Here is a 22773-nt window from a genome sequence, read left to right on the forward strand (position 1 = left end):
AAACTGTCGCGCTATGAGTAACTCCCGCGTTCCGGCCGCGCGCAATGCGCTGGAAATCCTCCGGCTGCTATCGACCATTGATGTCCCCATTTCCGCGGCGCGGATCCGCAGCGAGTTGGACCTGCCACGCTCATCTACCTATCACCTTCTCAAAGAGATGGTGGACGCGGGATTCGTGGTGCACCTGCCGGAGAACCAAACCTATGGATTGGGCCTTGCGGCCTACTCCATGGCGGCTGCCTATGCCACGCAGCAGCCCCTCGTTCGGGCAACGCAGGGGCACCTGGAACGTATTGCTAGCAAGGTAGATGGCTCCGGTCACCTGTCGCGCCTAGCGGGGTCGGAGATCCTGTACCTCAATGAGGTCCGAGCGCCAAAGGCTATGTCCTTGGTGACGGAAAGAGGAGTGCGCCTCCAAGCGCAGCGCACGGCCTCGGGGCGAGCGATGCTCGCGGTGCTTCCGGAAGCCGAATGGCGTGCGGCCTATTCGGCTGGGGCGCTTAGCTTTGGAGAGTTTAAGACCATCCTGCGTGACGTTCGGGAGCGAGGCTGGGCTGAAGAGGTTGAGGTGGTCGCCCGCGGGCAGGCCTCGGTTGGGGTGGCGATTGTTGACCATGTAGGCAGGCCCGCAGCAGCACTGGCGGTGACCTATCCAGTAGGTACTGCCGACGCCGCCGCAGTGGCCCACGAGCTTAAAGCCGCCGCCGCGCAGGTGGCGAAGCGGATGTATGGCCGGCGTTAAGCTGCGTTAACCCGTGCACGGACACTGCGCGGAGGTGTAGCAGGTGTGCTAGCCGAGGTGGCTGTTGTACTATGAGCGCAACGCGTGAGGCTGTAGCGCGCATCACTATATTCTGAAAACTTGTGAAAGCACATACGTATGTGTGACCGCAAATACATTGTTCTGTGTGCCTGTGTGCTCCGAGCTTTTGGTCACCCTTGGCGGCCATTGGCAGGGTATTTGGTGCGCAGCGATACGTGAAGGAGCCTTTAATGCCTAATTCTTATCCCTCCACCGTGACCGTGGGCATCGGTGCCCTGAGCATTGAGGAGGTCGTGGCCGTTGCGCGTTATGGTGCGAAGGTAGAGATTTCCCAGGAAGCGCTGGAGGGCATTGCCTCCACGCGTGACCGTGTAGAAGAGCTTGCCCAGGACCCGACGCCGGTTTACGGAATCTCCACTGGTTTTGGTGCGCTGGCGCGCCGCCACATCCCGGAGGAGATGCGCGCGCAGCTGCAGCTGTCCCTGGTGCGCTCCCATGCCGCAGGTACTGGTCCGGAGGTAGAGACCGAAGTTATTCGCGCTCTTATGCTTCTGCGTTTGTCTACCTTGTGTACCGGCCGCACCGGCGTGCGTCCGGTCGTAGCAGAAACCTATGCGGCAGTGCTTAATGCCAACATTCATCCGGTGGTTCGTGAGTATGGTTCCCTGGGCTGCTCCGGTGACCTGGCTCCGCTCGCGCACTGTGCCCTGGCGCTGTTGGGTGAAGGCGAGGTGCGCGTCGACGGCGGCGACATTACGCCCGCTGGTGAGGCCCTCGCGGCAGCCGGTATCGAGCCACTGCAGCTTCGTGAGAAGGAAGGCTTGGCCCTTATCAACGGCACCGATGGCATGTTGGGTCAGCTCTGCCTCGCTATCACTGACCTGCGCGAATTGGCCAAGACGGCTGACATCGCCACCGCGATGACGGTGGAGGGATTGCTGGGCACCCTAGTGGTCTTCGCCGACGACCTGCAGCAGCTGCGCCCGCACCCGGGTCAGGCCGATGCTGCTGCTAACATCCTCACCGTGGCCGAGGGCTCTGCGATTCTGGACGCAGCTCGTGAAGAATTCAAGAAGAACCAGGTGCAGGACGCCTACTCGGTGCGCTGTGCCCCGCAGGTGGCTGGCGGCTTCCGCGATACCTTGGCGCACACCGCACTGGTAGCTGAACGTGAGCTTGCCGCCGCCGTCGATAACCCGGTGGTGGCGAAGGACGGCCGCGTAGTCTCCAACGGCAACTTCCACGGCGCGCCGGTGGCCTACGTGCTGGACTTCCTGGCGATTGTGGTGGCTGACCTGGCCTCCATCTCTGAGCGTCGAACGGACCGTTTCCTCGACGTTGCCCGCAACCGCGGCCTTCACGCCTTCCTGGCCGATGACCCAGGCGTAGATTCCGGCCACATGATTGCGCAGTATGCGCAGGCGGGCATCGTCTCTGAGCTCAAACGCCTGGCCAACCCGTCGTCTGCGGACTCCATCCCGTCCTCGGCGATGCAGGAGGACCACGTCTCCATGGGCTGGACTGGTGCGCGCAAACTGCGCAAGGCCGTCGACGGCCTGCAGCGTGTGCTTGCCATCGAAATCCTGACTGCCGCCCGCGCTATCGATATGCGTGAGGGTGAGCCGGCCAAGGGGACTGGCGCGGTTATCGCCGCCCTCCGCAAGACCGTGCAGGGCCCGGGCACAGACCGCTACTTGAGCCCGGAGATTGAGGAAACCGTGCGCCTAGTCAAGGAAGGCGCGCTCGTGGCTGCGGTGGAGGAGGTCGTCGGCACGCTGCGCTAAGCGCCACCCCGGCCCCCATGGTCGTGCTGAGTTCCGCACGGTCCATGGGGGCCTTTTCTGTGCGCACCGCCCAAGCACCGGTCGCTCGACAGTCTGGCATATGAGACAGGTGGATAAAATGTGGCCTGGAAGATAGGCGTGGGTCACAGTACCTTGTCCTGTGTGACGCCAACCAAGCCTTCAGGGACAGCCCCGGGAAACCGGCCTGGGGCTTGGGAGGGCGTCGAGAAGCACGAGCGAAAGGAAGTCATGTCTGAACCCCGCGAAGTACGCGCCCCGCGCGGAACTGAACTCACTGCCAAGTCGTGGCAGACCGAAGCCCCGCTGCGCATGCTCATGAACAACCTTGATCCTGAGGTTGCTGAGCGCCCCGAGGACCTCGTCGTCTACGGCGGCACTGGGCGTGCTGCCCGCAGCTGGGAAGCCTTCGATGCCATCGTGGAGTCTCTGAAAGACCTCGAGTCCGATGAGACCCTCTTGGTGCAGTCCGGCAAGCCGGTGGGTATCTGGAAAACCAACGAGTGGGCACCGCGCGTGCTCATTGCGAATTCCAACCTGGTCGGTGACTGGGCCAACTGGGAGCACTTCCGCCAGCTCGAGGATGAAGGCTTGATGATGTACGGCCAGATGACGGCCGGTTCCTGGATTTACATTGCGACCCAGGGCATCCTGCAGGGAACCTTTGAGACTTTCGCGGCCGTGGCCAAGAAGCGTTTCAACGGCACGCTTGCCGGTACCTTCACCCTGACCGGCGGCTGCGGCGGCATGGGCGGTGCACAGCCGCTGTCCGTCACCCTCAACGGCGGTGCCTGTCTCATCGTGGATGTGGACGAGACCCGCTTGAAGCGCCGTCAGCACAAGCGCTACCTCGATGAGGTTGTTACCGACCTGGATGAGGCTCTCAAGCTGGTGTTGGAGGCCAAGGAGAACAAGAAGCCGCTGTCCGTCGGCCTGGTGGGCAACGCCGCCGAGGTCTTCCCGGAGGTGCTGCGTCGCCAGCGCGCCGGCGAGTTCACCGTGGATATCGTCACGGACCAGACCTCCGCGCACGACCCGCTGAGCTACCTGCCCACCGAAATCACGGTGGAGGATTGGCACAACGAGGCCAAGGCGGATCCGACCACCTTCACCAAGAAGGCTCGCGAGGCCATGGCCGCCCAGGTCCAGGCCATGGTGGAATTCCAGGACGAGGGCGCTGAGGTCTTCGACTACGGCAACTCCATCCGCGACGAGGCCCGCAAGGCCGGCTACCAGCGCGCCTTCGAGTTCCCGGGCTTCGTCCCGGCCTACATCCGCCCGCTCTTCTGCGAGGGTCTCGGACCTTTCCGCTGGGCAGCGCTTTCCGGCGACCCGGAGGACATCAAGGTCACCGACCAGGCGCTCAAGGAGCTCTTCCCGGACAACGAGCACCTGCACAACTGGCTCGATGCCGCCGAGGAGTACGTGGAGTTCGAGGGCCTGCCGGCACGTATTTGCTGGCTGGGCTACAACGAGCGCCACAAGGCCGGCCTGCTCTTCAACGACTTGGTCAAGGAAGGCAAGATCAAGGCTCCGATCGTCATCGGCCGCGACCACCTGGACTCCGGCTCCGTGGCCTCCCCGTACCGCGAGACCGAGGCCATGCTCGATGGCACCGATGCTGTGGCCGACTGGCCGCTGCTCAACGCCATGACCGCTGTCTCCTCCGGTGCCACCTGGGTATCCATCCACCACGGCGGTGGCGTGGGCATGGGTCGCTCCATCCACGCCGGTCAGGTCACCGTGGCCGATGGCACCGAGCTGGCCGCCGCCAAGCTGCGTGCGGTGCTGACCAACGACCCAGGCATGGGTGTTATCCGCCACGTGGATTCCGGTTACACTCGCGCCAAGGAAGTCGCCGACGAGCGCGGCGTGCGTATCCCGATGGAGTTCAAGGCCCGCGACTAGACACGAGAGGAAAAGAAGATCATGTCCACCCTGTTTACTGGAATCTCAGAGCTGCGTACGGTGTCGGAGGCCGGCACGCTTGCCGACGCCGCCCTTATCGCCAACACCGACGGCACCATCGCCTGGATCGGCCCGGCCTCCGAGGCCCCGGCTGCGGATGAAAAGGTTGACCTTGGCGGGCGCGCAGTTCTGCCGGGCTGGGTGGATTCCCATACGCACATGATCTTCGACGGCGACCGCTCCGCTGAGTTCGAAGCCCGCATGGCGGGTGAGTCCTACCAGGCCGGCGGCATCGCCGTAACCATGGATGCCACCCGCTCGGCGGGGGAGGAGCGTCTGGAAAAGCTCCTCGTGGAACGCATCGCTGCTGCCCACCGCGGTGGTACGACGACCTTGGAGACGAAGACCGGCTATGGCCTCAACACTGAGTCCGAGATTGAGGCCGCTCGGGTAGCTGCCCGCCACGTCGATGACGTCACCTTCCTCGGCGCGCACCTCGTGCCGCCGGGAGCGGAAGCGGAAACCTACCTCGACGAGGTTGTCGGCCCGATGCTCGATGGTGTCGCCGAACACGTGCAGTGGATCGACGTCTTCTGCGAGCGCGGCGCCTTTGACGAGGAGCAGTCGCGCCACGTGCTGGAGGCAGGCAAAGCCCGCGGACTCGGCGTGCGCGTGCACGGCAACCAACTCGGCGAGGGGCCTGGTGTGGCGCTCGCCGTGGAGTTGGGCGCGGCTTCCGTGGACCACGTCAACTACCTCAGCGATGCTGATATCGAGGCGCTGGCCTCCTCCGAGACGGTGGCCACGCTGTTGCCGGCCTGTGATCTGTCGACCCGCGAGCCGCTGGCCCCGGGGCGCAAGCTTCTCGATGCCGGCGCGACCGTCGCCATCGCCTCCAACCTCAACCCCGGCACGTCGTACACGTCCTCGATGAACTTCTGTGTCACCACGGCCGTGCTCCAGCAGCACCTCACCCTTGATGAGGCCATTGCTGCCGGCACGGTGGGTGGAGCTACCGCACTGCGTCGTCAGAATGTTGGTGAAGGTAAGGATGCGCAGGGCCGTCCGGCCAAGGGCTCGCTGGTCGTCGGCGCTGCCGCGGACCTCCACGTCCTCGATGCTCCGAGCGCCATCCACTTGGCCTACCGGCCGGGCATGCCGATGACGTTTAAGACCTTCGTCGGTGGCCGCGAGGTCTAGCCCCGTGGGCAAAGGCACCATATGAGGGGCACCTTATGAAGAAAACCGTATACGTCGACCTGGGGTTTTAGGCGTCGAAGGCGGTAAAAGGTGCCTTTAGTATGGTGCCTTTGGTCTTTCGGGACCTGCGGACTCTAGGGATTGGGTAAGGCCCACGGGGGAGTGGGGAGCAGCATGGGGGGGAGCGGCAGGCTGCGGGGAGGAATAGATAATCTCACCGCAGTGCCGTACTCTGGTCTAAGCAATGAGCATTACCGATAACGTCACCGGCGGCGTCAACGAGCCGGAAGAATTCAATAAGTCGGAATCTCAGGAAAACTCGCAAGGTGGCGAAGCGCAGGACGCTTCGCAGGCTTCTAGCCAGGACACCGGGGCTGCGAATAACCCTGAGGACACCGGCGCTGAAGAAACTTCAGCCAACGACAACTCCCAGGGTTTTGCGCACCTCGGTCTGCCTGATGACGTTCAGGAAGCCGTAGCTAAGGTGGGCTTTACCAAGCCATCCCCAATTCAGGAAGAAACCATCCCGATCCTCATGGAGGGCCGCGACGTCGTCGGCCTCGCCCAGACGGGTACAGGTAAGACCGCAGCCTTCGCGCTGCCGGTTCTCTCCCAGATCGATACCAAGGCCCGCTACCCGCAGGCACTCGTTCTCGCGCCCACGCGCGAGCTGGCCCTCCAGGTCGCGGACTCCTTCCAGTCCTTCGCCGACCACTTGGGCCGCATCGACGTCCTGCCCATCTACGGCGGCCAGGCCTATGGCATTCAGCTCTCCGGGCTGCGCCGCGGTGCCCAGATCATCGTCGGCACCCCGGGCCGTGTCATCGACCACCTGGAGAAGGGTTCCCTGGACATCTCCCAGCTGCGCTTCCTCGTCCTCGATGAGGCGGACGAGATGCTCAACATGGGCTTCCAGGAAGACGTTGAGCGCATTCTTGAGGACACCCCGGAGGACAAGCAGGTCGCACTCTTCTCGGCCACCATGCCGAATTCGATTCGCCGCCTGTCCAAGCAGTACCTCAACAACCCCGCCGAGGTCACTGTGAAGTCGGAGCGCCGCACGAATGACAACATCACGCAGCGCTTCCTGCTGACCCCGCACCGCCACAAGATGGATGCGTTTACCCGCATCCTCGAGGTCATTGATTACGACGCCATCATCGTCTTCTGTCGCACCAAGCACGCGACGGAGGACGTGGCCGACAGCCTCAAGGAGGCCGGCTACAACGCTGCCGCTATCAACGGCGATATCGCTCAGCAACAGCGTGAGCGCACCGTGGACCAGCTCAAGGATGGCCGCCTGGACATTCTCGTGGCGACCGACGTCGCCGCGCGTGGCCTCGACGTGGACCGCATTACCCACGTGGTCAACTACGACATTCCGAATGACACCGAGTCCTATGTGCACCGTATCGGCCGTACCGGCCGTGCTGGCCGCACGGGCGAGGCCATCCTGTTCGTCACCCCGCGTGAGCGCCGCATGCTGCGCTCCATTGAGCGCGTGACCAACGCCCGCTTGGAGGAGATGGACCTTCCGACCGCGGATGAGGTCAACGCCAAGCGCAAGGAGAAGTTCTTCGCTTCCATCGGTGCTTCGCAGGAGGACAAGCAGTTCGAGTTCTTCCGCGACATGGTGCGCGAGTACTCTGCTGCAGAAAACGTGGCGATGGACGATATCGCTGCGGCCTTGGCCGTGCAGCTACAGGGCGGGACGGAGTTCCTGCTCAAGGAGCGCCCAATGACCAAGAAGGATCGTCGCGAGCGCGAACGCTTCGACCGCGATGACCGCGGGCGTGACCGCGGCCGTGACCGCGACCGCGGTGGCCGTGGACGAGATCGTGACCGAGGCCCGCGCCGCCCAGACGGCGACTTCGAAACCTACCGTCTGGACGTGGGCAAGCGCCAGAACGTGCGCCCAGGCGCCATCGTTGGTGCGCTGGCTAACGAAGGTGGTTTGACCTCCAAGGACTTCGGCCGAATCACCATTGCGGTGGGCCATACCCTGGTGGATTTGCCGAAGAATCTGGACCCGGCTGTTCTGGACCGTCTCAAGGACACCCGCATTTCCGGCCAGCTGATCAAGATCCAGAAGGATACTGGCCGCCCGCCGCGCCGTAACTTCGATGATGATCGTGGCGGCCGCGGTGGACGCGGCGGCCGTGGTGGTTATCGCGACCGCGACCGCGGTGGACGTGGCGGCCGTGGAGGCTGGCGCGACTAAGTAACTGTCGGCGCTAGTGCACGTGCTCGTGCCGACACAGAAAACCCCCCGAACTTGCGAAAGTCTTAGCCCAGATAGGATTTCTGAGCAGACTTTCGTGAGTTCGGGAGGTTGTGCGTTTTCGGTGTGCTGTCCTGGGACTCTAAAAGTGAGTTACACGTACATCAGGATGGCGCAGACAACCCACAGCAGGTTGAAGATACCGGAGAACATAGCCAGTTGCTTCTTCAGCTTGGCCACATCGGCGCTGCCCGGGCTAGCAATCGCAGCCATAGCCTTGTTCTGCTTCGGGATAACCACGACGAGCAGAATGACCCAGGCAATAACGGAGAGCAGAAGGGCAATGTGGAACTGGACCTGGGACTTATAGGCGTCAAGGTCAGTAAGGAAGACAGCTAGTCCGATTACCGGAACGATGGCAGAGATGTAGCCATACGTCGAGGTGATCTTGTTGAGGATGCCCGCTGCGCCAGCAGCGGACGCATCGCCAGCAGCGGCCTTCTCAAGTTGGCCGGGGAAGGCAGAAGTGGAGACACACACGGTACCGACCAACAAAATGGCGGCGAAGGCGTGGAGGAAGATGAGCAAGCTAGTCATGAGGAGAAGTCTTTACCTTTCTGGTCATGGGTTTCCCTGCGAAAGTCTAACGACGCTCCGTGATGAAATCGAATCGACACTGATGGCGCATTGCCTCGTAGTCACGGGCGGGGAGCGGTAGCTCATACTTCCGCGCAACGGCAGCGAGCCTGCGTGAATAGTCGCAGCGATCTGACGGCGGAAGCCAATCAGCCGGCAAAGAATCGGACTTTGCTTGGTTCAGGCTGCGGGCGGTGGCAACAAGGTTGAGCGGATCGTTGGCAAACGCCAGCTTTTGCTCCCTAGTCCACGTCGATGCACCGAGGTCCCATGCTGCAGAGAGAGGAAAGACGTGGTCCACTTCAACGCGGTCTGGGGCGGGGCCACTGGAGTAAGGATCAACAAGGACGCCGTTGATAGTTTGGGTGTCCTTGATGGCCTCGCGTGTGCCAGGCAGCCAACCACCAAAATCAGCACGTTCATAACCCGGCGTTGATACGCGTGCCGGCACTGTGGCCACTCCCAGGCTGGGGCCCGGGAAGAAGTGGTATCCGGCATAGGTGAGTGTGGCTAGGGAAAGGAGTCCGAAATAGGCGGTACGCAGGTCCATGACCATTTAGACTGTGTGCAACGTTGAGAGGTTCCCTGTAGAGATGTCGAGAAGTGTGGAGATGAAGGGAACGTGTGCGGGGGATTAATAAAACTTGACACAATCAAATGAAGGTTAATAATAAACATGACCTTTCTTAGAAAGAGTCAAAACCTATCGAACCTGTTGACACTGCTTAAAGAAAGGATATGCAGTTTAAAGAAAGGATATGCAGTGAAATCGTCCCTTCCCATTCTTACTGTGGCATGTCTCGTTGCCGCATCAAGCCCTGTTGCCTTAGCGCAGGAAGTCGCGCCAGAACTACCAGAATCCGCTCTCGCTGAGGAAGCCCTTAAAGATCCCGTAGCAACGAAGAGCCCGGAGGAATCCGGTGATATTGAGGATGCTGCAGAGGAGTTGAGGAACTACTCCACGGCACCGGAACCTGGTATGAACAACCCGGTCGGTGATGAATACTCGGCCTTCTACCACGACTCCGTTGATGTGGAGTCATCCGCTCCCGGCCAGCTTTTCCGTTCCGAGCCTGTTCGCAACCCGTCGAACACCCTCGGAATTACCAACATTGGACCGTACAAGGCCCAGCGAATCCTGTATTCGTCTACCAACCGCACTGGAAAAAAGACTGCTGTTAGCGGCATTGTTATTGAGCCCAAAGCTGCATGGGTGAGGCCCGGCCCGCGCCCAGTTGTAGCATTCGCCCCGGGGACGCAGGGAGTGGCAGACCGATGCGCGCCGTCGCGCAAGATCGCTGAAGGTGTGGGGGACTACGAGCAGTTCTTCTTTGAGCAATACCTGAAGAAGGGCTACGCGGTTGTGGTCACAGACTATGAAGGTCTTGGGACCCCAGGTATGCACACCTACATGGATCGAATCTCTCAGGCGCATGCCGTCTTGGATAGTGCGCGTGCAGCACAGCAGCTTAGCGGTTGGGATATTGCTGCCGATAACCCCGTGTTTATCAATGGTTACTCGCAGGGCGGTGGGGCAGCGGCATCAGCAGCGGAGCTCTATGACGATTACGCGCCTGAACTTAACGTCAAACTAGCTACCATTGGCGCTGCGCCCGCCGACCTGACGTTGCTGCCGCCGGCGCTCGACGGCACGTTGTACTTCCTGTTTGAATCCTATGCGTTGCTGGGGCTGAGTGACTCCTATGGGGAAGACCTTTATTCCCACCTCAATGAGAAGGGCGCTGAAATCCTTAAACGCGCCACCAACACCTGCACCTTGGGGCTCACAAGCTTTGCAGGAACTACTATTGAGCAGATCAGCAATGAGGAGAAGGATGTTGACCAGTTCATTGCTTCTGCGCCATACGACCGTATCCTCGCGGACCAGCACATCGGTTACGATGCGCCGTCGATCCCAGTGGTAGTCACGCATGGCCGCGGCGATGACGTGATTCCTTTCTCGACCGCTGAGCAGTTGGTTAACCAATGGACATCGCGCGGCGCGAACGTGACGTTTATCCCGAATGATGCACGTTCACATGTTGCTGGCACCGTCCCACACATTACTGAGTCAGTCAAAGCTATTGAGGCGGTGTTGTCTTAAAAGTTCTTGCGCATAAGACAAACCCCTCGCCGAAGCTTTGTGATGAATTAGCTCAGCGAGGGGCTTGAAAGGAAATGGGATAGCGGTCAGCGTTTAGCTTTGCACCTGTTCCGCAGCCTCCTCGAAGTCGAGGTTCTTGTTGTTCTCGACGAGCTTGGCCAGACGGGAGGCCTCCTCAAACTCCTGGGTGACCTTCTCGTCCGGGGCCTTGGTGGCCAGGGAAACACCGACGGCCACGAGCAGAGCGGAGATGAAGCCCGGAACCAGCTCGTAGAGGGCATCGCCCAGCGGGCTCATGCCCCAGCCAATAGCAACGATGGCACCGGTGAGCATTCCGGCGATGGCGCCAGTGGAGTTCAGGCGCTTCCAGTACAGCGACAGAAGGACGATCGGGCCGAAGGCAGAGCCGAAGCCAGCCCAGGCGAAGCCAACCAGACCCAAAATCGAGTCAGATGGGTTGATAGCCAGCAGGGCAGCGATGATGGCGATGGCCACGACAGCGGTGCGGGACAGGTTAATCAGGACGTTCTGGCTTGGCTTCTTCTTCGCAAAGATGAGGTAGAGGTCCTCAATCAAGGAGGTAGAGACAACCAGCATCTGGGAGGACATGGTGGACATGATGGCTGCCAGAACCGCAGTCAGGACCAGACCGGCAAATAGCGGGTGGAACATAACCTGCGCCATGTCCAGGAAGATGGTCTCGTAGTTCTCCTGGTCGGTGATGGAGTGACCGGTCTGGGTGAAGAAGACGGTGCCGGAGAGTGCCACGAAGATGGCGCCGATAAGGGAGATGCCCATCCAGCTCACGCCGTAGAAACGGCCCGCGCGGGCGTCGGACGGCTTACGCAATGCCATGAAGCGCACGATGATGTGGGGCTGTCCGAAGTAGCCCAGGCCCCAGGCCACGTTACCGATGATGACGGCGGCGGAAACACCGGAGAACATAGAGAAGTAGTTCGGGTTCTCAATAACGCCATCGGTGGCGTAGGGATTCTCAGCAGCAAAGCTGAAGATTTCGCTGGGGTTGTCCAGTGCGAAGATCACCATGATCGGCACGATGATGAGGGAAGCGAACATGAGCAGGCCCTGGACGGTATCGGTATAGGACACCGCGAGGAAGCCGCCGACAAACGTGTAGAACACCGTCACGGCAGCCACGACGAGCATGCCGACCATGTAGTCGCCGCCGAAGCTGGACTCGAAGTAGCGGCCACCGGCGACCATGCCGGAGGACACGTAGAAAGTGAAGAAGAAGATGATAATGGCCGCAGCGATAATGCGCAGCATGCGCGACTTATCGTGTAGGCGGTTCTCAAAGAAGGACGGCACAGTAATAGAATTGCCGGCAATTTCGGAGTAGGAACGCAGACGCGGCGCAACCCACTTCCAGTTCGCCCAAGCACCTGCCAGAAGGCCGATGGCCATCCAGAGCTCGGACATACCGGTGAGGAACAGGGCGCCCGGCAGGCCCATGAGTAGCCAGCCGGACATATCGGAAGCGCCGGCGGACAGTGCGGCTACGAACGGGTGAAGCCCGCGGCCGGCTAGAACATAGTCGTCGTATTCATCCGTCTGCTTGTAGCTCCAGAAGCCGATGGCGGCCATGGCAAGCAGGTAGATGATCATCGCAACGACGTACCAAGTGGAGTCTTGCACTGATCTCTCCTTGAGATTGAGATTAAGAGTAGGACTCATTCACGCTAACGAGGTAAACGGCCCTGCCCAACTGAAAATCGGCAAGGTGACCAGTATTCGGTTACCTTGGTCACAGCTTAATGTACGGTCTTACTGGCGTAACGCCGAAATGTAACGAGACTATAACGATTGGGTATTGCGGCAGCATTTGGGAACTTTCTGCACCCAGTGCCCCCAGATGGTGTGCTGCTAAACTGGCCGTTATGGCTTCTTACCTGCTGCATGGCCTCTGGCTGCCCGTCTCTGGGCTGAGTCTGTGGATCGAACAGGTCGAAGGACACAAAATCGTCATGCCCTCCGCCGTTCCGGAGGGCACCTTCCCCGATGTCGTCGACACCATCTTGGGGAAGAAGACGTTCCGCAACCGAGCGCGGGTGTCGCTGCGCACGCCGAAAGGAAAAGACGTCTCCCTGATGGTGCCCATGGCCATGTTCGCACCTGATGAGGCAGTCGAGACCCTGGCCAAACTGGAATACCTCGACACTGACAGCCAAGCGGTGACGGCAGAGCAGCGCCTGACCATTGCCCCGGATCTCATGTGGCTCATACGGGCTTACCGCGGTCTCTACCGTTTCGTCCGGGCCGGACGCGTGACTATTCGCCTGTCCTATCAAGCAGGCGAGTGGTACCCCATGTGGCAGCTCGCCTCCGGACTGGGAGAGCGCAGCTGGCTGGCGGAAATGCTCGCCGCAGCACCTGGCATTCTGACGATTAATAACCGCGCGCTGTCAGATGATCTAGCTGATGAGCTCACGCACTGGATTGCCTATACCCAGCTGCGTTCGCAGATTGATGCTCCACGTGCAGCACCCTGGCATGATTTCGCCCTCTCACTGCTGAAGACCTCCCCCGTGAAGAAGGGCCGCGCCCAGCTGCTTCGCGGGCTCAATGAGTGGAAGGACTCCATCACGTCGGTGGACCTGCAATTGGTCTTCCTCGTCGAAGAGCCGCAGGAGGATGAGGATCCAGAAGAGACCACGTGGCCCATCCGCGTGCTTGTGCGCTCTGGCACCGATTCGCCGCGCCCGGTGAAGCAGGAGCAGTTGGACCGCGGGAGCGTCGAGAAGCTTCGCGATGCCCGCCGCCACGCCTTTGACGTGGCCCCGCGCCTGAAATACAACTCGGGGGCACCCTCGCCCTATGCCGGTGACTGGGACGTGTATCTGACGACCGAACAGCTCGTGGAGTTTGTCACCCACGATGCTGCAGCCTTGCGCAAGGCCGGTTTCACCGTCATGCTGCCGAAATCGTGGTCGCATATGGAGACCAAGGCCAAGCTGGAGACCGTCGAGGTGCACGACCCGGCTGAAGGTTCCACCAAGGCGCATATCGGCATGGAGAAACTCGTCAACTATGACTGGAAACTCTCCGTCGGTGACACGCAGCTCACCGATGCCGAAATGGAGGAGCTGGTTAAGTCCAAGTCCGGCCTCATCAAGTTGCGCGGTGAGTGGGTCATGGCGGATACCCAGGCACTTAACAAGATTCAGCAGTACATGCGTGAGCTTGCCGATACCGCCCGCAGGCGAGCCCTCAAAGAACTCGAGCAGCTCGCAAAAACCGCCGAAATGGCTCGCCAGCTGGAGCAACCCGGCTGGGAGGAGCTCGTCGCTGAGGTAGAGCGCCGCCGTAAGGAATTCAACGAAGGCGAAGAAGATAACGTCGTTTCCATTGCGGACCTGCGCGAGATGGCGCTCAAGTCGATGGCGGAGGATCCCATCGCCTTTACCGGCTCCCAGTGGCACACCTCGCTGCTCGGAGGCCTCGAAACCACTGCTCCGGACCGCGTGGACATCCCCGATACCGTCCATGCGGAGCTGCGCGAGTACCAGCGTCGCGGCGTGGATTGGCTCTACTGGATGTCCCAGAACAATATTGGAGCAGTGCTTGCCGACGACATGGGGTTGGGCAAAACCCTCCAACTACTGTCGTTGCTGGCCGTCGAAAAGGCGGCGTGGGCGAAAGCCCACGCCGCGGAAGACAAGGATGCCGCGGAGGATAAGGACGCCACGGCGTGGAACCCCACGCTGGTTGTCGCCCCCACCTCCGTCGTGGGCAACTGGGCCCGTGAGGCCGCGCGCTTCGTGCCGAGCTTCAAGGTCGTCGTCCAACACGGCACCGGCAGGCTCAAAGGCGAAAAACTGGTGGAGGCGGCCCAGAACGCTGACGTCGTCATTACCTCCTATGGCACCGTGGCCCGAGACTTCCTTACCTTGAGCCAGGTGGACTGGGACCGCGTTGTGCTCGATGAAGCACAAGCCATCAAGAATGCGGCAACACGTTCTTCCAAAGCGGTGCGCGCCATCCCGTCGCGCCACCGCGTGGCGCTGACCGGTACGCCGATTGAAAACCGCTTGTCAGAGATGCGCTCCATCCTGGACTATTGCAACCCCGGCATCCTCGGCTCAGCCTCGTTCTTTCGCAACCATTTTGCCAAGTCCATCGAACGCGAAGGCAACGAGGAGATGGCCGAGCGCCTGCGCCTTCTCACCGCGCCGTTTATCCTGCGTCGGCTGAAGACGGACCCAAACATCATCGATGACCTGCCTGACAAATCCGAGCAGATCATCACCGTGCGCATGACCGACGAGCAAGCAGCTCTCTATAAGGCACTCGTTGCTGACGTGGAACAAGCCCTAGGCAAAAAGGAAGGCATGTCGCGCCGCGGGCTCGTGCTGGCCTCGCTCACGCGTATCAAACAGATTTGTAACCACCCGGCCCACTTCCTTGGTGACGGCAGCGCGGTCACCATCAAAGGCAAGCACCGCTCCGGCAAAGTGGAAGAGCTCATGCGCATTGTGGACCAGGCGATTGAATCCCGCGAGCGCGTGCTCATCTTTACCCAATACAGGGCCTTCGGCGATATTCTCCAGCCTTATCTTTCTGACCAGTTGGGCACTGATATTCCCTTCCTCCACGGCGGAGTGAGCAAGAACAAACGTGATCAGATGGTGCAGGATTTCCAAGCCGATGACGGAGCTCCCGTCATGTTGCTCTCGCTAAAGGCGGGAGGTACGGGGTTGAACCTCACGGCGGCGTCGATAGTCGTGCACATGGACCGCTGGTGGAACCCAGCCGTGGAGAACCAGGCTACCGACCGTGCCTTCCGCATCGGTCAGGAGCGCAACGTGCAGGTCTACAAGATGATTACAGCTGGCACGCTGGAGGAGTCCATCCAAGACATCCTCGACGGTAAGACGCAGCTCGCTGGCGCTGTGGTGGGCGAGGGCGAAGGCTGGCTCACGGAGCTAACCCCGGAGCAGCTGGCAGATCTCATGAGCTACAAGGGACAGGAGAACTAAATGGCACCGTCACGCCCTGGAGACGACAACGTCATCTACGCCAACTTTGGCACCCGGAAGCGCGTCAGCACGCCTGAGGAGGTCCACCGCGTAGACCGCGTGCGCACGATGCAGCCGGCTGCGACTCGTGTGGTGAACTTTGTCAATGGGCAGACGGATTCCGGGCGCATCAGCCGCGGGCGCCAATACGCCACGGAAGGTCACGTCGTGGGCCTTGACGTGCGCAACGGTGCGGTTCACGGCAAGGTGGCAGGCTCCCAGAACGAACCTTTCGCGGTGCTGATCCAGGTCCCGTACCGCAACAACGAGGACATCGGCCGTTTGTCGGAGATGTTTGCGCGCACCCCCAACTCCGTGGCGAAGGCGAGGGAGGGCCTGCTTGCCGACGACGCCCTTGACATCCTCTTCGCCGAATTCGCCGACGACCTCCGTTTCTCTTGCACCTGCCCCGACCCGGAATATGTGTGCAAACACATCGTCGCCGTGGCAGATCGCCTTGCTGCCCGCATGGATGCCGATCCGTCTGTCATCTTCGCCCTGCGCGGACTGGACTTTGCTCGTTTGGAGCAATCCGTTATGGAGCAGGCCAAGGCGGCCTCTGAGGATTCTTATAGCGGCGTAGAGATGGACCCTGAAGAGCGCAATGCTCTGTTCTGGGAAGGGCGCGAACTGCCACCGCTTCCCGAACCTAAGTACGCACCCGCAGTGGATGATTCTGACCCTGACCTGCTGCGCCGTGCCATGCGTGCGGTGAGCCATACGAACATAGATGTGCTTCGCGCAGTCTCCGATGTCGATGACCTTTACTACCATCTGACGCATTAGAGTTGTCGTCTCCGCGACCCGTGAGGAGTAAGAATTCATGGCCGCTGTCACGTTCATCCATACCTCCGACTTTCAGCTGGGGATGAGCCGCTGGTTTCTTTCCCCCGCAGCGCAATCGCGCTTCGATGATGACCGGGAGGAGGCGGTAGCGCGTCTCGGTGAGCTAGCCAGCGAAACGGGTGCCGAATTCATCGTGGTGGCTGGTGACGTGTTTGAACATAACTCCCTCAACAAGTCCACGTTGCTGCGCGCAAAAGAGGTCTTTAAGAACTTGCCCGTGCCCGTCTACCTGTTGCCAGGCAACCACGACCCGCTCGTGGCGGACTCCATTTTCTTTCACTCCTTTGCGGATAACGTCCACGTTATTGCAGATTCCGAGCCCATCGAGGTACGCCCAGGGGTAGAAATCGTCGGCGCGCCCTACCTGTCGAAACGCGCGAATTACGACCTCGTGCGCCGTGCACTGGAGCCCTTGGAGCCATTCGATAAGGCAGCGGGCGGGATTGCCCGCATCGCGGTGGGCCACGGCCAAGTGGAATCCCGCGCAGGTGAATCTGCTGATACCGATGCAGACACCATTGACTTGGCATTCGTGGAGCGCTGCCTCGACGAAGGAATTATTGATTACCTGGCGCTCGGGGATACTCACTCCACGGCCTCTCTTGGCCGCACCGGCAAGGTGTGGTTCTCCGGTAGCCCGGAAACCACGGCCTTCGATGATCGCGAGCGCGATTCCGGTAATGCGTTGGTAGTGACGGTTGAGGGTGAGCGGGTGGACGTCGCCAAGCACAGCGTTGGACGTTGGCACTTCCGCGCCATCGATGTTGACCTTAACTCGATGGAGGAGGTCGAGCGCTTCTTGTCGGATCTGGATGAGCTGCCTGGAAAGACGCGCACTGCGGTGAAGTACAGCCTGTGCGGAACGCTGGGCCTGAACGCTCAAGCACGGCTAGAGCAGGGCCTTGCGGATCTGGAAGAGGTCTTTGCCTCCCTGAAACCACGTGAGCGGACGATGGACCTGCACCTTGCTCCGTCAGAGGAGGAATTGGGCGAGCTGAGTGTGAGTGGCTATGCCGCCGATGCACTGACAGAACTGCTGGAGGATCTGGACAACCCCACCGCCCGTGATGCCGCCAACCTGCTGTTTCGTCTCAGTGCGAAGGGAGCCTAAACCATGATGCAACTGCATTCTGTTGAACTGACAAATGTCCGCGCTGTGGAACACCTGGTGGTTTCGGATTTGCCGGAGACGGGTGTCGTGGTGATTGGCGGCCCAAATGAGGCCGGCAAGTCCACGTTCGTGGAGGCCATCGACTTTGTTCTGACGGAAAAGCACACGGCGGGATCAAAGAAGATTAAGGCGCTCAAACCCGTGGGCCGTGACGTAGCGCCCGAGGTCACGCTGGAAGCGACCGTGGGCCCTTATCGCTTCCGGATTCACAAGAGGTGGTTGAAGAAGCGTGCCTCGGAATTGCAGGTGTTGTCTCCGCGCCCCGGGCAATGGACAGGTGCTGAGGCCGATAATGAGCTCGACCGCATCTTGAGCGAGCACCTTGACCGCGCACTACTCGATGCGCTGTTTGTGCGCCAGGATGACCAGAATGAGGGCATCGCTGCAGTCGGCATCCCGTCTCTAACTGCCGCACTGGAAGAAGAAACCGGGTCGAGCGCTGTGGCTGAGGATTCCAAGCTACTCACGCGCATCGAAACTGAGTACACGCAGTACTACACCGCCAAGACGGATAAACCGGCAGGGGAGTACAAGGCTGCTATTGCGGCTTTAGAGGAAGCGGAGGACGCCCATGCCTCTGCTGAAGCCGCCCTGCGCGAGCTCGATGGCGTGGTGGAGCGCTACGAGGCTGCGGAGCTCAAGCAGAGTGAAGCTGAGGCCGCCCTGCCTGCTGCCGAAGAGGACTGCGCTCGCCTCGATGCAGAACTTGTCGCGGCACGCGCGGCTCAGGAGAAGGTGAGTGCGCAAGAGGCTGCTGTTACTCGCGCTGCGGAGGCTTTGATGCGTGCCCAGGAGGATGCCAAGCGCCGACAGACCCTCGTGGAGGAGCACTCCCTCGCGGTCAAGGCCGTTGAGCGTGCTGCGATGGTTCTAGCGCAGGCAACTGAACGGGCAGACACCGAAGCAGCTGCACGGCTGAAACTCGAAGGAGAACGCGCTGAAGTACAGAAGCGCTATGACGCAGTGCGTGAGGAGCGTCAGCGGGCGAGCCGTGCGTGGCAGCGCGCGGAGCACGACGCTTTGGGCACACGCTTAGAAACGTTGAATGCTCTCGAGGAAACCCTGGCGGTTCGCCGCCGTGAAATGGCCGCAGCACCCGCCATTGCGAACCTTGATGCGCTGGTGGAAGCTGAACGTGAGGTTAGCATTCAGAAGCGCCTGCGTGCGGCCGCCGCCGCGAAGCTCTATGTCACCGGCTCGGGTGAGATCACGGTGGACGGTGAGCCTCTGGCTCTCGATTCCGGTGAGGAAACCCCGGTTGAGCTGCACGATGGCACGATGGTGTGCATCGGCGAGGTCACCGCGCGCTATGCCGCCGCTGCCGGCGAATCCGGAGTCGATGGTGTTGAGAAAGCCCAGGCAGAGCTAGTCCGCCTTCTGGACAACGCTGGCTGCGAGACCGTCGAGGTAGCTCGCGCGGCCCATGAGAAGCACGAGCAGCTTGCTACAGCGCTAGACAGCGCTTCCCGTGAGCTGGTTGCTGCCTTGGGTGGTGATGATTTGGGCGAGCTTCGCGCGCGCTTTGAGGCTAGTGCCATCGAAGAACTGGAGACTGCCGATGAAAATGACGACGAGCCACGTGAGCTTGCCGTTGTGGAGAAAGAAGAGGAATTGTTGCGCACTCAGCTCGACGAGCTGGACCGTGCGTTGGCTCCCTATCGCGAGAACAAAGCTGGGGCGGCTCTCGACGTTGCTCAAGTCCGCGCCGACGAAGCCGAATCGCAGCGTGGCCTCAAGGCCCAGGCCATTGCCGCCGCCCGCGAGCAGCGTAGTGACGACGACGTTCGCGCCGCCATAGAAAAAGCCCGTTCAGCACAGGCTAACGAGGAAGCCGTCCTTAAAGAGATGTCGGGCGTGGATGTTGCCACCGCAGAAACCTTGGCACAAGGCGCACGAACGCACGTTGAGTCGCTTAAAGCCGCGGTGTCTGATGCCAATGGTGAGAAGCGTGAGCTTACTGGCCGCATTGAGTTGCACTCCGGTGCGGCCGAAGCACGAGAAAGGGCCGCTGCCGAGCTGGAGATGGCCCGCGAACGCCACGCCGCCACCGAACGCCGGGCTGAGGCCGCCCGTTATCTACGCATGCTTATGCTGCGCCATCGTGACGCCGCCCGCCAGCGCTATGCGGAGCCTTTTGTCACGGCACTCAATGGTTTGGCGCGCACCGTCTTTGGCAGCGACGTGGATTTCCACCTGTCAGAAGAACTCAAGGTAGAAACGCGCAGCCGCAATGGCGACACCGTGGATTTTGAGGGCCTATCCGGGGGAGCCAAGGAGCAGTTGGGGATTCTGACGCGGTTTGCCATCGCGCAGCTCGTCTCTGGGGATTCCGTGCCCATCATTATTGATGATGCATTGGGGTCCACCGATTCTTCCCGTCTGCAGCTCATGGCAGCGCTTTTCACTAAGGCGGGAAAGAGTTCCCAGGTCATTGTGTTGACCTGCATGCCTCAGCGTTATTCCTGGGTTGGTGGGCGCACCGAGTTGAGCATGGAAAAATTAAAAGGGCTGTAACTCCAAAGTGTAGGGTTGTTGTCATGACTGCGGAAACTCGATGGCTCAACGAAGAAGAACAAGACCTGTGGCGTCACCTCTTGGCCTGCATCCGCAAGATCAACCGCGGCATGGAGGAGACCCTCTTGGCTTGCGGAGATATCTCCATGTCTGAGTACTCCGTGCTCGTGTCCCTCTCTGAAGCCCCGAACCACCGCCTGCGTCTGCGTGAACTGTGCTCGGAGCTGGAGTGGGATCGCTCCCGCGCCTCGCACCAAATCACGCGGATGGAAAAACGTGGTCTCGTGTCCAAAGAAAAATGCGAAGGCGATGCCAGGGGAGTCGAGGTCGTTATCACGCGACTCGGCTTTAAGCGGCTTCGAGCATCCGTACCGGAACACGTGGAGTCCGTTCGCCGCATGGTCTTTGACCACCTCGATTCCGCAGATGCCCCAGCGCTCCTGCGGTTTTGTGAGGGCGTGTTAGCAGAGAATAACTTGCCCGGTTATAAGGACTTCGTCCCCGACGAGCTCCTGCGCGGAAGTCGCTCTTAAGATCGAGCGATTCACGGGTACAGTGGGCCCAGACCGCATTCTCACCAGGAGGTGTATCCCCACATCATGATGGGACAAGAACTATTCGAGCACCCGAAACGCCAATACGCTCAGTACCGCATTGAAGCGCTGGAGGAGTTGAGCGCGCAGGTGGGCCCAGTGGAGGACGTTGACGAGCTGAGCGATGAACAGGCCGCGGCTTTAGAGCAGGCTCTGGAACAGCATCCAGAAAGCGCTGTGACCTTCGATGAGCTTTCACAGCAATGGATTGTTGGCGCTGAAGATGACATCAATCGCATGTTCCACGACCGCGAAGAATTCATCGAGGCGTTGGAGAATAACGAGGATCCTGGGGTCTAGCTCACACACGGTGTCAAACTTCTGACGGATAGCCGCTGAAAATCTGCGTATAACTACGGCCGGTACTGTATAACCTGCTAACATACTCTGTGTTAATGGGCGAGCGTCCCTCAGCTGTGAGGGAGAAGACTCCAGCATGAGCTCCTCGGAGAGGGAGCTAAGTGAAAGGATTGAACATGATCAACCAGCGCGATTTGGCTCAGGAAGAGCGCGAGGCTGCCGCACGCGACAAGGCTGACGGTTGGGTATCCGTCTTCGTTCAGTGGATTCCCTTGATGCTCATCTCCGTGGTTATTCTGACCGCCCTTTTCTTCGGTATGTACTACATCGAGCACGGTACCTTGGACATCACGCAGGAGATCGTGAACCCGTTCATCACTCAGTAACGCGAACGGACGCGCGGACGCTGTAAAGCCTCCGCAGCCCGTGGTGCAGTAGCCACGGCACCAACAAAGCCCCGGCAGCTCAATCGCAGAAGCTGCTGGGGCTTTTTCATACCCGTTTGCCATGCGGCCATGCCGCTAGCACGCTGGCTAATCGATGGGAGCCACGCGAACACGGTTACCGTCGGGATCAGCAACGACAAACGTTGTGCCGAAGACATCCTCGTGCGGTTCTTCAAGGACCTCTACGCCTGTGGCCGTCCAGTTGTTGTAAACCTTAAGTACTTCGTCCTTGTCCACATTGAGGCAGACTTCCGAGGTACGCGTCGGGGCAGAGGAGAGTGCTTGGCTCTCGCCGCTCCACACAGCGAGTGAAACGCCATCGCCTAGGTCGAAGGTGACGTAGCGGGGTGAGGTGAAGTCAACCGTGAGTCCAAGATGCTGTGAATAGAACTCAACGGATTTCTCGACGTTGCTGGCATAAACAATGAAGACGATTTCACGGTTCGACATGCGTAAAATTTTACCTATGAACGACAATCTCCGCATTCGACAAGATTGAAGAAACCGACTCCGGTGATGCTCCACGAGGCTGGAACGCTTCTAACTACCCTTGAGAACCATGAGTGACAACGTCTATGTGCGCTTTCTCAATGGCCCGCTCCAGTGGCTCGGTATCGTCGTTGGCCTCGCAGTTGTGACAGCGCTTCTGCCAACAATGGTTAATTCCACGTGGGTAGCTATCCTTTTTGGCGCAGTGGTTATCGTGGCAACGTTGGCCTGCATTGTGATGCGGGTGAAGATCGTCGTGAGCGACGACGGCGTGACGGCTTCCGTCTTGGGCTTGTTTTCAAAGACGATTTCCCTCAAGGACATCACCGGTGTCAGCGTCGGTCCGGAGACAGGACTGAAAGAAGGCGCAGGTCCACGCGTGGTCGATGGTTCATCGGCCTATATCGTTTCCGGGCCCACCGTGTGTATCGAGCAAGGAGCCTCCTCTTTTATCGCCTCAGCCAAGAACCCAGAGGAGGTTGTTGCAGACATTCAGGCGCGCCTTGCGCGTGCGGCTTAGGCGAAAAGGACGTTAGCGAGGATGGTTCTCCTCATAAGGTTTGTTTGGGCCCAAACGAACCATATGAGGAGGGGAGGAAGGTTCGTTTGCCCCCAGGGGAACCTTGTGAGTAGTGCCTTATGACTGGAACCATCTTGATGTGGTGTTAGGGGGTGTGACGGCTATGGGAAGGCACCGGACCTATGCATCAAAAAGTGCCCCTGACAGTGTCCGGTTCGGAGACA

Annotated in this window: 18 protein-coding genes; 14 read left to right on the forward strand and 4 right to left on the reverse strand. The window is 60.3% G+C overall.

Annotated features, from left to right (window positions below; translation table 11 throughout):
- The first annotated feature begins 13 nt into the window (after window positions 1-13).
- From I6J26_RS11435 to I6J26_RS11455, 5 genes are all read left to right on the forward strand, one after another.
- The gene (locus I6J26_RS11435) at window positions 14-742 is read left to right on the forward strand and encodes an IclR family transcriptional regulator (RefSeq protein ID WP_115021691.1); all 729 of its coding nucleotides are present in this window, start codon (window positions 14-16) and stop codon (window positions 740-742) included.
- Between the two features lie 251 nt (window positions 743-993).
- On the forward strand, window positions 994-2547 hold the full coding sequence (gene hutH / locus I6J26_RS11440) for a histidine ammonia-lyase (RefSeq protein ID WP_115021692.1): 1554 nt from the start codon (window positions 994-996) through the stop codon (window positions 2545-2547).
- A 249-nt stretch (window positions 2548-2796) separates the two neighbouring features.
- Entirely contained in the window at window positions 2797-4473 is a 1677-nt protein-coding gene (locus tag I6J26_RS11445; protein WP_115021693.1) for a urocanate hydratase, read from the forward strand.
- Between the two features lie 21 nt (window positions 4474-4494).
- Window positions 4495-5673, forward strand: coding sequence for an imidazolonepropionase (hutI, locus tag I6J26_RS11450; protein WP_115021694.1), 1179 nt, complete (start codon window positions 4495-4497; stop codon window positions 5671-5673).
- Window positions 5674-5917: 244 nt separating this feature from the next.
- Window positions 5918-7894: a DEAD/DEAH box helicase gene (locus I6J26_RS11455; protein WP_115021695.1), complete on the forward strand. Its 1977-nt coding sequence runs from the start codon at window positions 5918-5920 to the stop codon at window positions 7892-7894.
- A 153-nt stretch (window positions 7895-8047) separates the two neighbouring features.
- Here I6J26_RS11455 and I6J26_RS11460 read toward each other — a convergent pair whose 3' ends face one another.
- Window positions 8048-8491: a DUF2269 domain-containing protein gene (locus I6J26_RS11460; protein WP_115021696.1), complete on the reverse strand. Its 444-nt coding sequence runs from the start codon at window positions 8489-8491 to the stop codon at window positions 8048-8050.
- Between the two features lie 46 nt (window positions 8492-8537).
- Window positions 8538-9080, reverse strand: a complete 543-nt coding sequence (locus I6J26_RS11465; RefSeq protein ID WP_115024298.1) for an HNH endonuclease family protein — start codon at window positions 9078-9080, stop codon at window positions 8538-8540.
- Window positions 9081-9293: 213 nt separating this feature from the next.
- On the opposite strand from I6J26_RS11465, the gene I6J26_RS11470 reads away from it, so the two are divergent.
- Window positions 9294-10634, forward strand: a complete 1341-nt coding sequence (locus tag I6J26_RS11470; protein WP_239121794.1) for a lipase family protein — start codon at window positions 9294-9296, stop codon at window positions 10632-10634.
- A 93-nt stretch (window positions 10635-10727) separates the two neighbouring features.
- Here I6J26_RS11470 and putP read toward each other — a convergent pair whose 3' ends face one another.
- The gene (putP, locus tag I6J26_RS11475) at window positions 10728-12290 is read right to left on the reverse strand and encodes a sodium/proline symporter PutP (RefSeq protein ID WP_115021698.1); all 1563 of its coding nucleotides are present in this window, start codon (window positions 12288-12290) and stop codon (window positions 10728-10730) included.
- Window positions 12291-12532: 242 nt separating this feature from the next.
- Between putP and I6J26_RS11480 the strand changes: the two genes are divergently transcribed.
- From I6J26_RS11480 to I6J26_RS11510, 7 genes are all read left to right on the forward strand, one after another.
- Complete coding sequence (locus tag I6J26_RS11480; RefSeq protein ID WP_115021699.1) at window positions 12533-15631, forward strand: DEAD/DEAH box helicase; 3099 nt, start codon at window positions 12533-12535, stop codon at window positions 15629-15631.
- Window positions 15632-16456, forward strand: a complete 825-nt coding sequence (locus tag I6J26_RS11485) for a hypothetical protein (RefSeq protein ID WP_115021700.1) — start codon at window positions 15632-15634, stop codon at window positions 16454-16456. It begins immediately after the preceding gene.
- Window positions 16457-16493: 37 nt separating this feature from the next.
- Window positions 16494-17627, forward strand: coding sequence for a metallophosphoesterase family protein (locus I6J26_RS11490; protein ID WP_115021701.1), 1134 nt, complete (start codon window positions 16494-16496; stop codon window positions 17625-17627).
- A gap of 3 nt (window positions 17628-17630) precedes the next feature.
- Window positions 17631-20201 (forward strand): AAA family ATPase, encoded by a 2571-nt coding sequence (locus I6J26_RS11495; protein WP_115021702.1) that lies wholly within the window; start codon window positions 17631-17633, stop codon window positions 20199-20201.
- Between the two features lie 23 nt (window positions 20202-20224).
- Window positions 20225-20734 (forward strand): MarR family winged helix-turn-helix transcriptional regulator, encoded by a 510-nt coding sequence (locus tag I6J26_RS11500; RefSeq protein WP_115021703.1) that lies wholly within the window; start codon window positions 20225-20227, stop codon window positions 20732-20734.
- A 66-nt stretch (window positions 20735-20800) separates the two neighbouring features.
- Window positions 20801-21094 carry a molecular chaperone GrpE gene (locus tag I6J26_RS11505; RefSeq protein ID WP_115021704.1) on the forward strand — a complete coding sequence of 98 codons (294 nt, stop codon included), beginning with the start codon at window positions 20801-20803 and terminating at the stop codon, window positions 21092-21094.
- A gap of 176 nt (window positions 21095-21270) precedes the next feature.
- On the forward strand, window positions 21271-21480 hold the full coding sequence (locus I6J26_RS11510; RefSeq protein WP_115021705.1) for a hypothetical protein: 210 nt from the start codon (window positions 21271-21273) through the stop codon (window positions 21478-21480).
- Window positions 21481-21627: 147 nt separating this feature from the next.
- On the opposite strand, the gene I6J26_RS11515 is transcribed toward I6J26_RS11510, so the two are convergent.
- On the reverse strand, window positions 21628-21990 hold the full coding sequence (locus I6J26_RS11515; RefSeq protein ID WP_115021706.1) for a VOC family protein: 363 nt from the start codon (window positions 21988-21990) through the stop codon (window positions 21628-21630).
- Between the two features lie 109 nt (window positions 21991-22099).
- Between I6J26_RS11515 and I6J26_RS11520 the strand changes: the two genes are divergently transcribed.
- A complete protein-coding gene (locus I6J26_RS11520) occupies window positions 22100-22549 on the forward strand; it encodes a hypothetical protein (protein WP_115021707.1) in 450 nt (149 codons plus the stop codon).
- The last annotated feature ends 224 nt before the right edge of the window (window positions 22550-22773 follow it).

The sequence above is a fragment of the Corynebacterium minutissimum genome, from assembly GCF_016889765.1.
GTDB classification, from domain to species: domain Bacteria; phylum Actinomycetota; class Actinomycetes; order Mycobacteriales; family Mycobacteriaceae; genus Corynebacterium; species Corynebacterium minutissimum_B.

Bases quoted from the DNA above. Each gene is read 5' to 3' on its own strand.
- I6J26_RS11435 (WP_115021691.1), top strand. From the start codon at position 14: ATGAGTAACTCCCGCGTTCCGGCCGCGCGCAATGCGCTGGAAATCCTC.
- hutH (WP_115021692.1), top strand. From the start codon at position 994: ATGCCTAATTCTTATCCCTCCACCGTGACCGTGGGCATCGGTGCCCTG.
- I6J26_RS11445 (WP_115021693.1), top strand. From the start codon at position 2,797: ATGTCTGAACCCCGCGAAGTACGCGCCCCGCGCGGAACTGAACTCACT.
- hutI (WP_115021694.1), top strand. From the start codon at position 4,495: ATGTCCACCCTGTTTACTGGAATCTCAGAGCTGCGTACGGTGTCGGAG.
- I6J26_RS11455 (WP_115021695.1), top strand. From the start codon at position 5,918: ATGAGCATTACCGATAACGTCACCGGCGGCGTCAACGAGCCGGAAGAA.
- I6J26_RS11460 (WP_115021696.1), bottom strand. From the start codon at position 8,491: ATGACTAGCTTGCTCATCTTCCTCCACGCCTTCGCCGCCATTTTGTTG.
- I6J26_RS11465 (WP_115024298.1), bottom strand. From the start codon at position 9,080: ATGGACCTGCGTACCGCCTATTTCGGACTCCTTTCCCTAGCCACACTC.
- I6J26_RS11480 (WP_115021699.1), top strand. From the start codon at position 12,533: ATGGCTTCTTACCTGCTGCATGGCCTCTGGCTGCCCGTCTCTGGGCTG.
- I6J26_RS11485 (WP_115021700.1), top strand. From the start codon at position 15,632: ATGGCACCGTCACGCCCTGGAGACGACAACGTCATCTACGCCAACTTT.
- I6J26_RS11490 (WP_115021701.1), top strand. From the start codon at position 16,494: ATGGCCGCTGTCACGTTCATCCATACCTCCGACTTTCAGCTGGGGATG.
- I6J26_RS11495 (WP_115021702.1), top strand. From the start codon at position 17,631: ATGATGCAACTGCATTCTGTTGAACTGACAAATGTCCGCGCTGTGGAA.
- I6J26_RS11500 (WP_115021703.1), top strand. From the start codon at position 20,225: ATGACTGCGGAAACTCGATGGCTCAACGAAGAAGAACAAGACCTGTGG.
- I6J26_RS11505 (WP_115021704.1), top strand. From the start codon at position 20,801: ATGATGGGACAAGAACTATTCGAGCACCCGAAACGCCAATACGCTCAG.
- I6J26_RS11510 (WP_115021705.1), top strand. From the start codon at position 21,271: ATGATCAACCAGCGCGATTTGGCTCAGGAAGAGCGCGAGGCTGCCGCA.
- I6J26_RS11515 (WP_115021706.1), bottom strand. From the start codon at position 21,990: ATGTCGAACCGTGAAATCGTCTTCATTGTTTATGCCAGCAACGTCGAG.
- I6J26_RS11520 (WP_115021707.1), top strand. From the start codon at position 22,100: ATGAGTGACAACGTCTATGTGCGCTTTCTCAATGGCCCGCTCCAGTGG.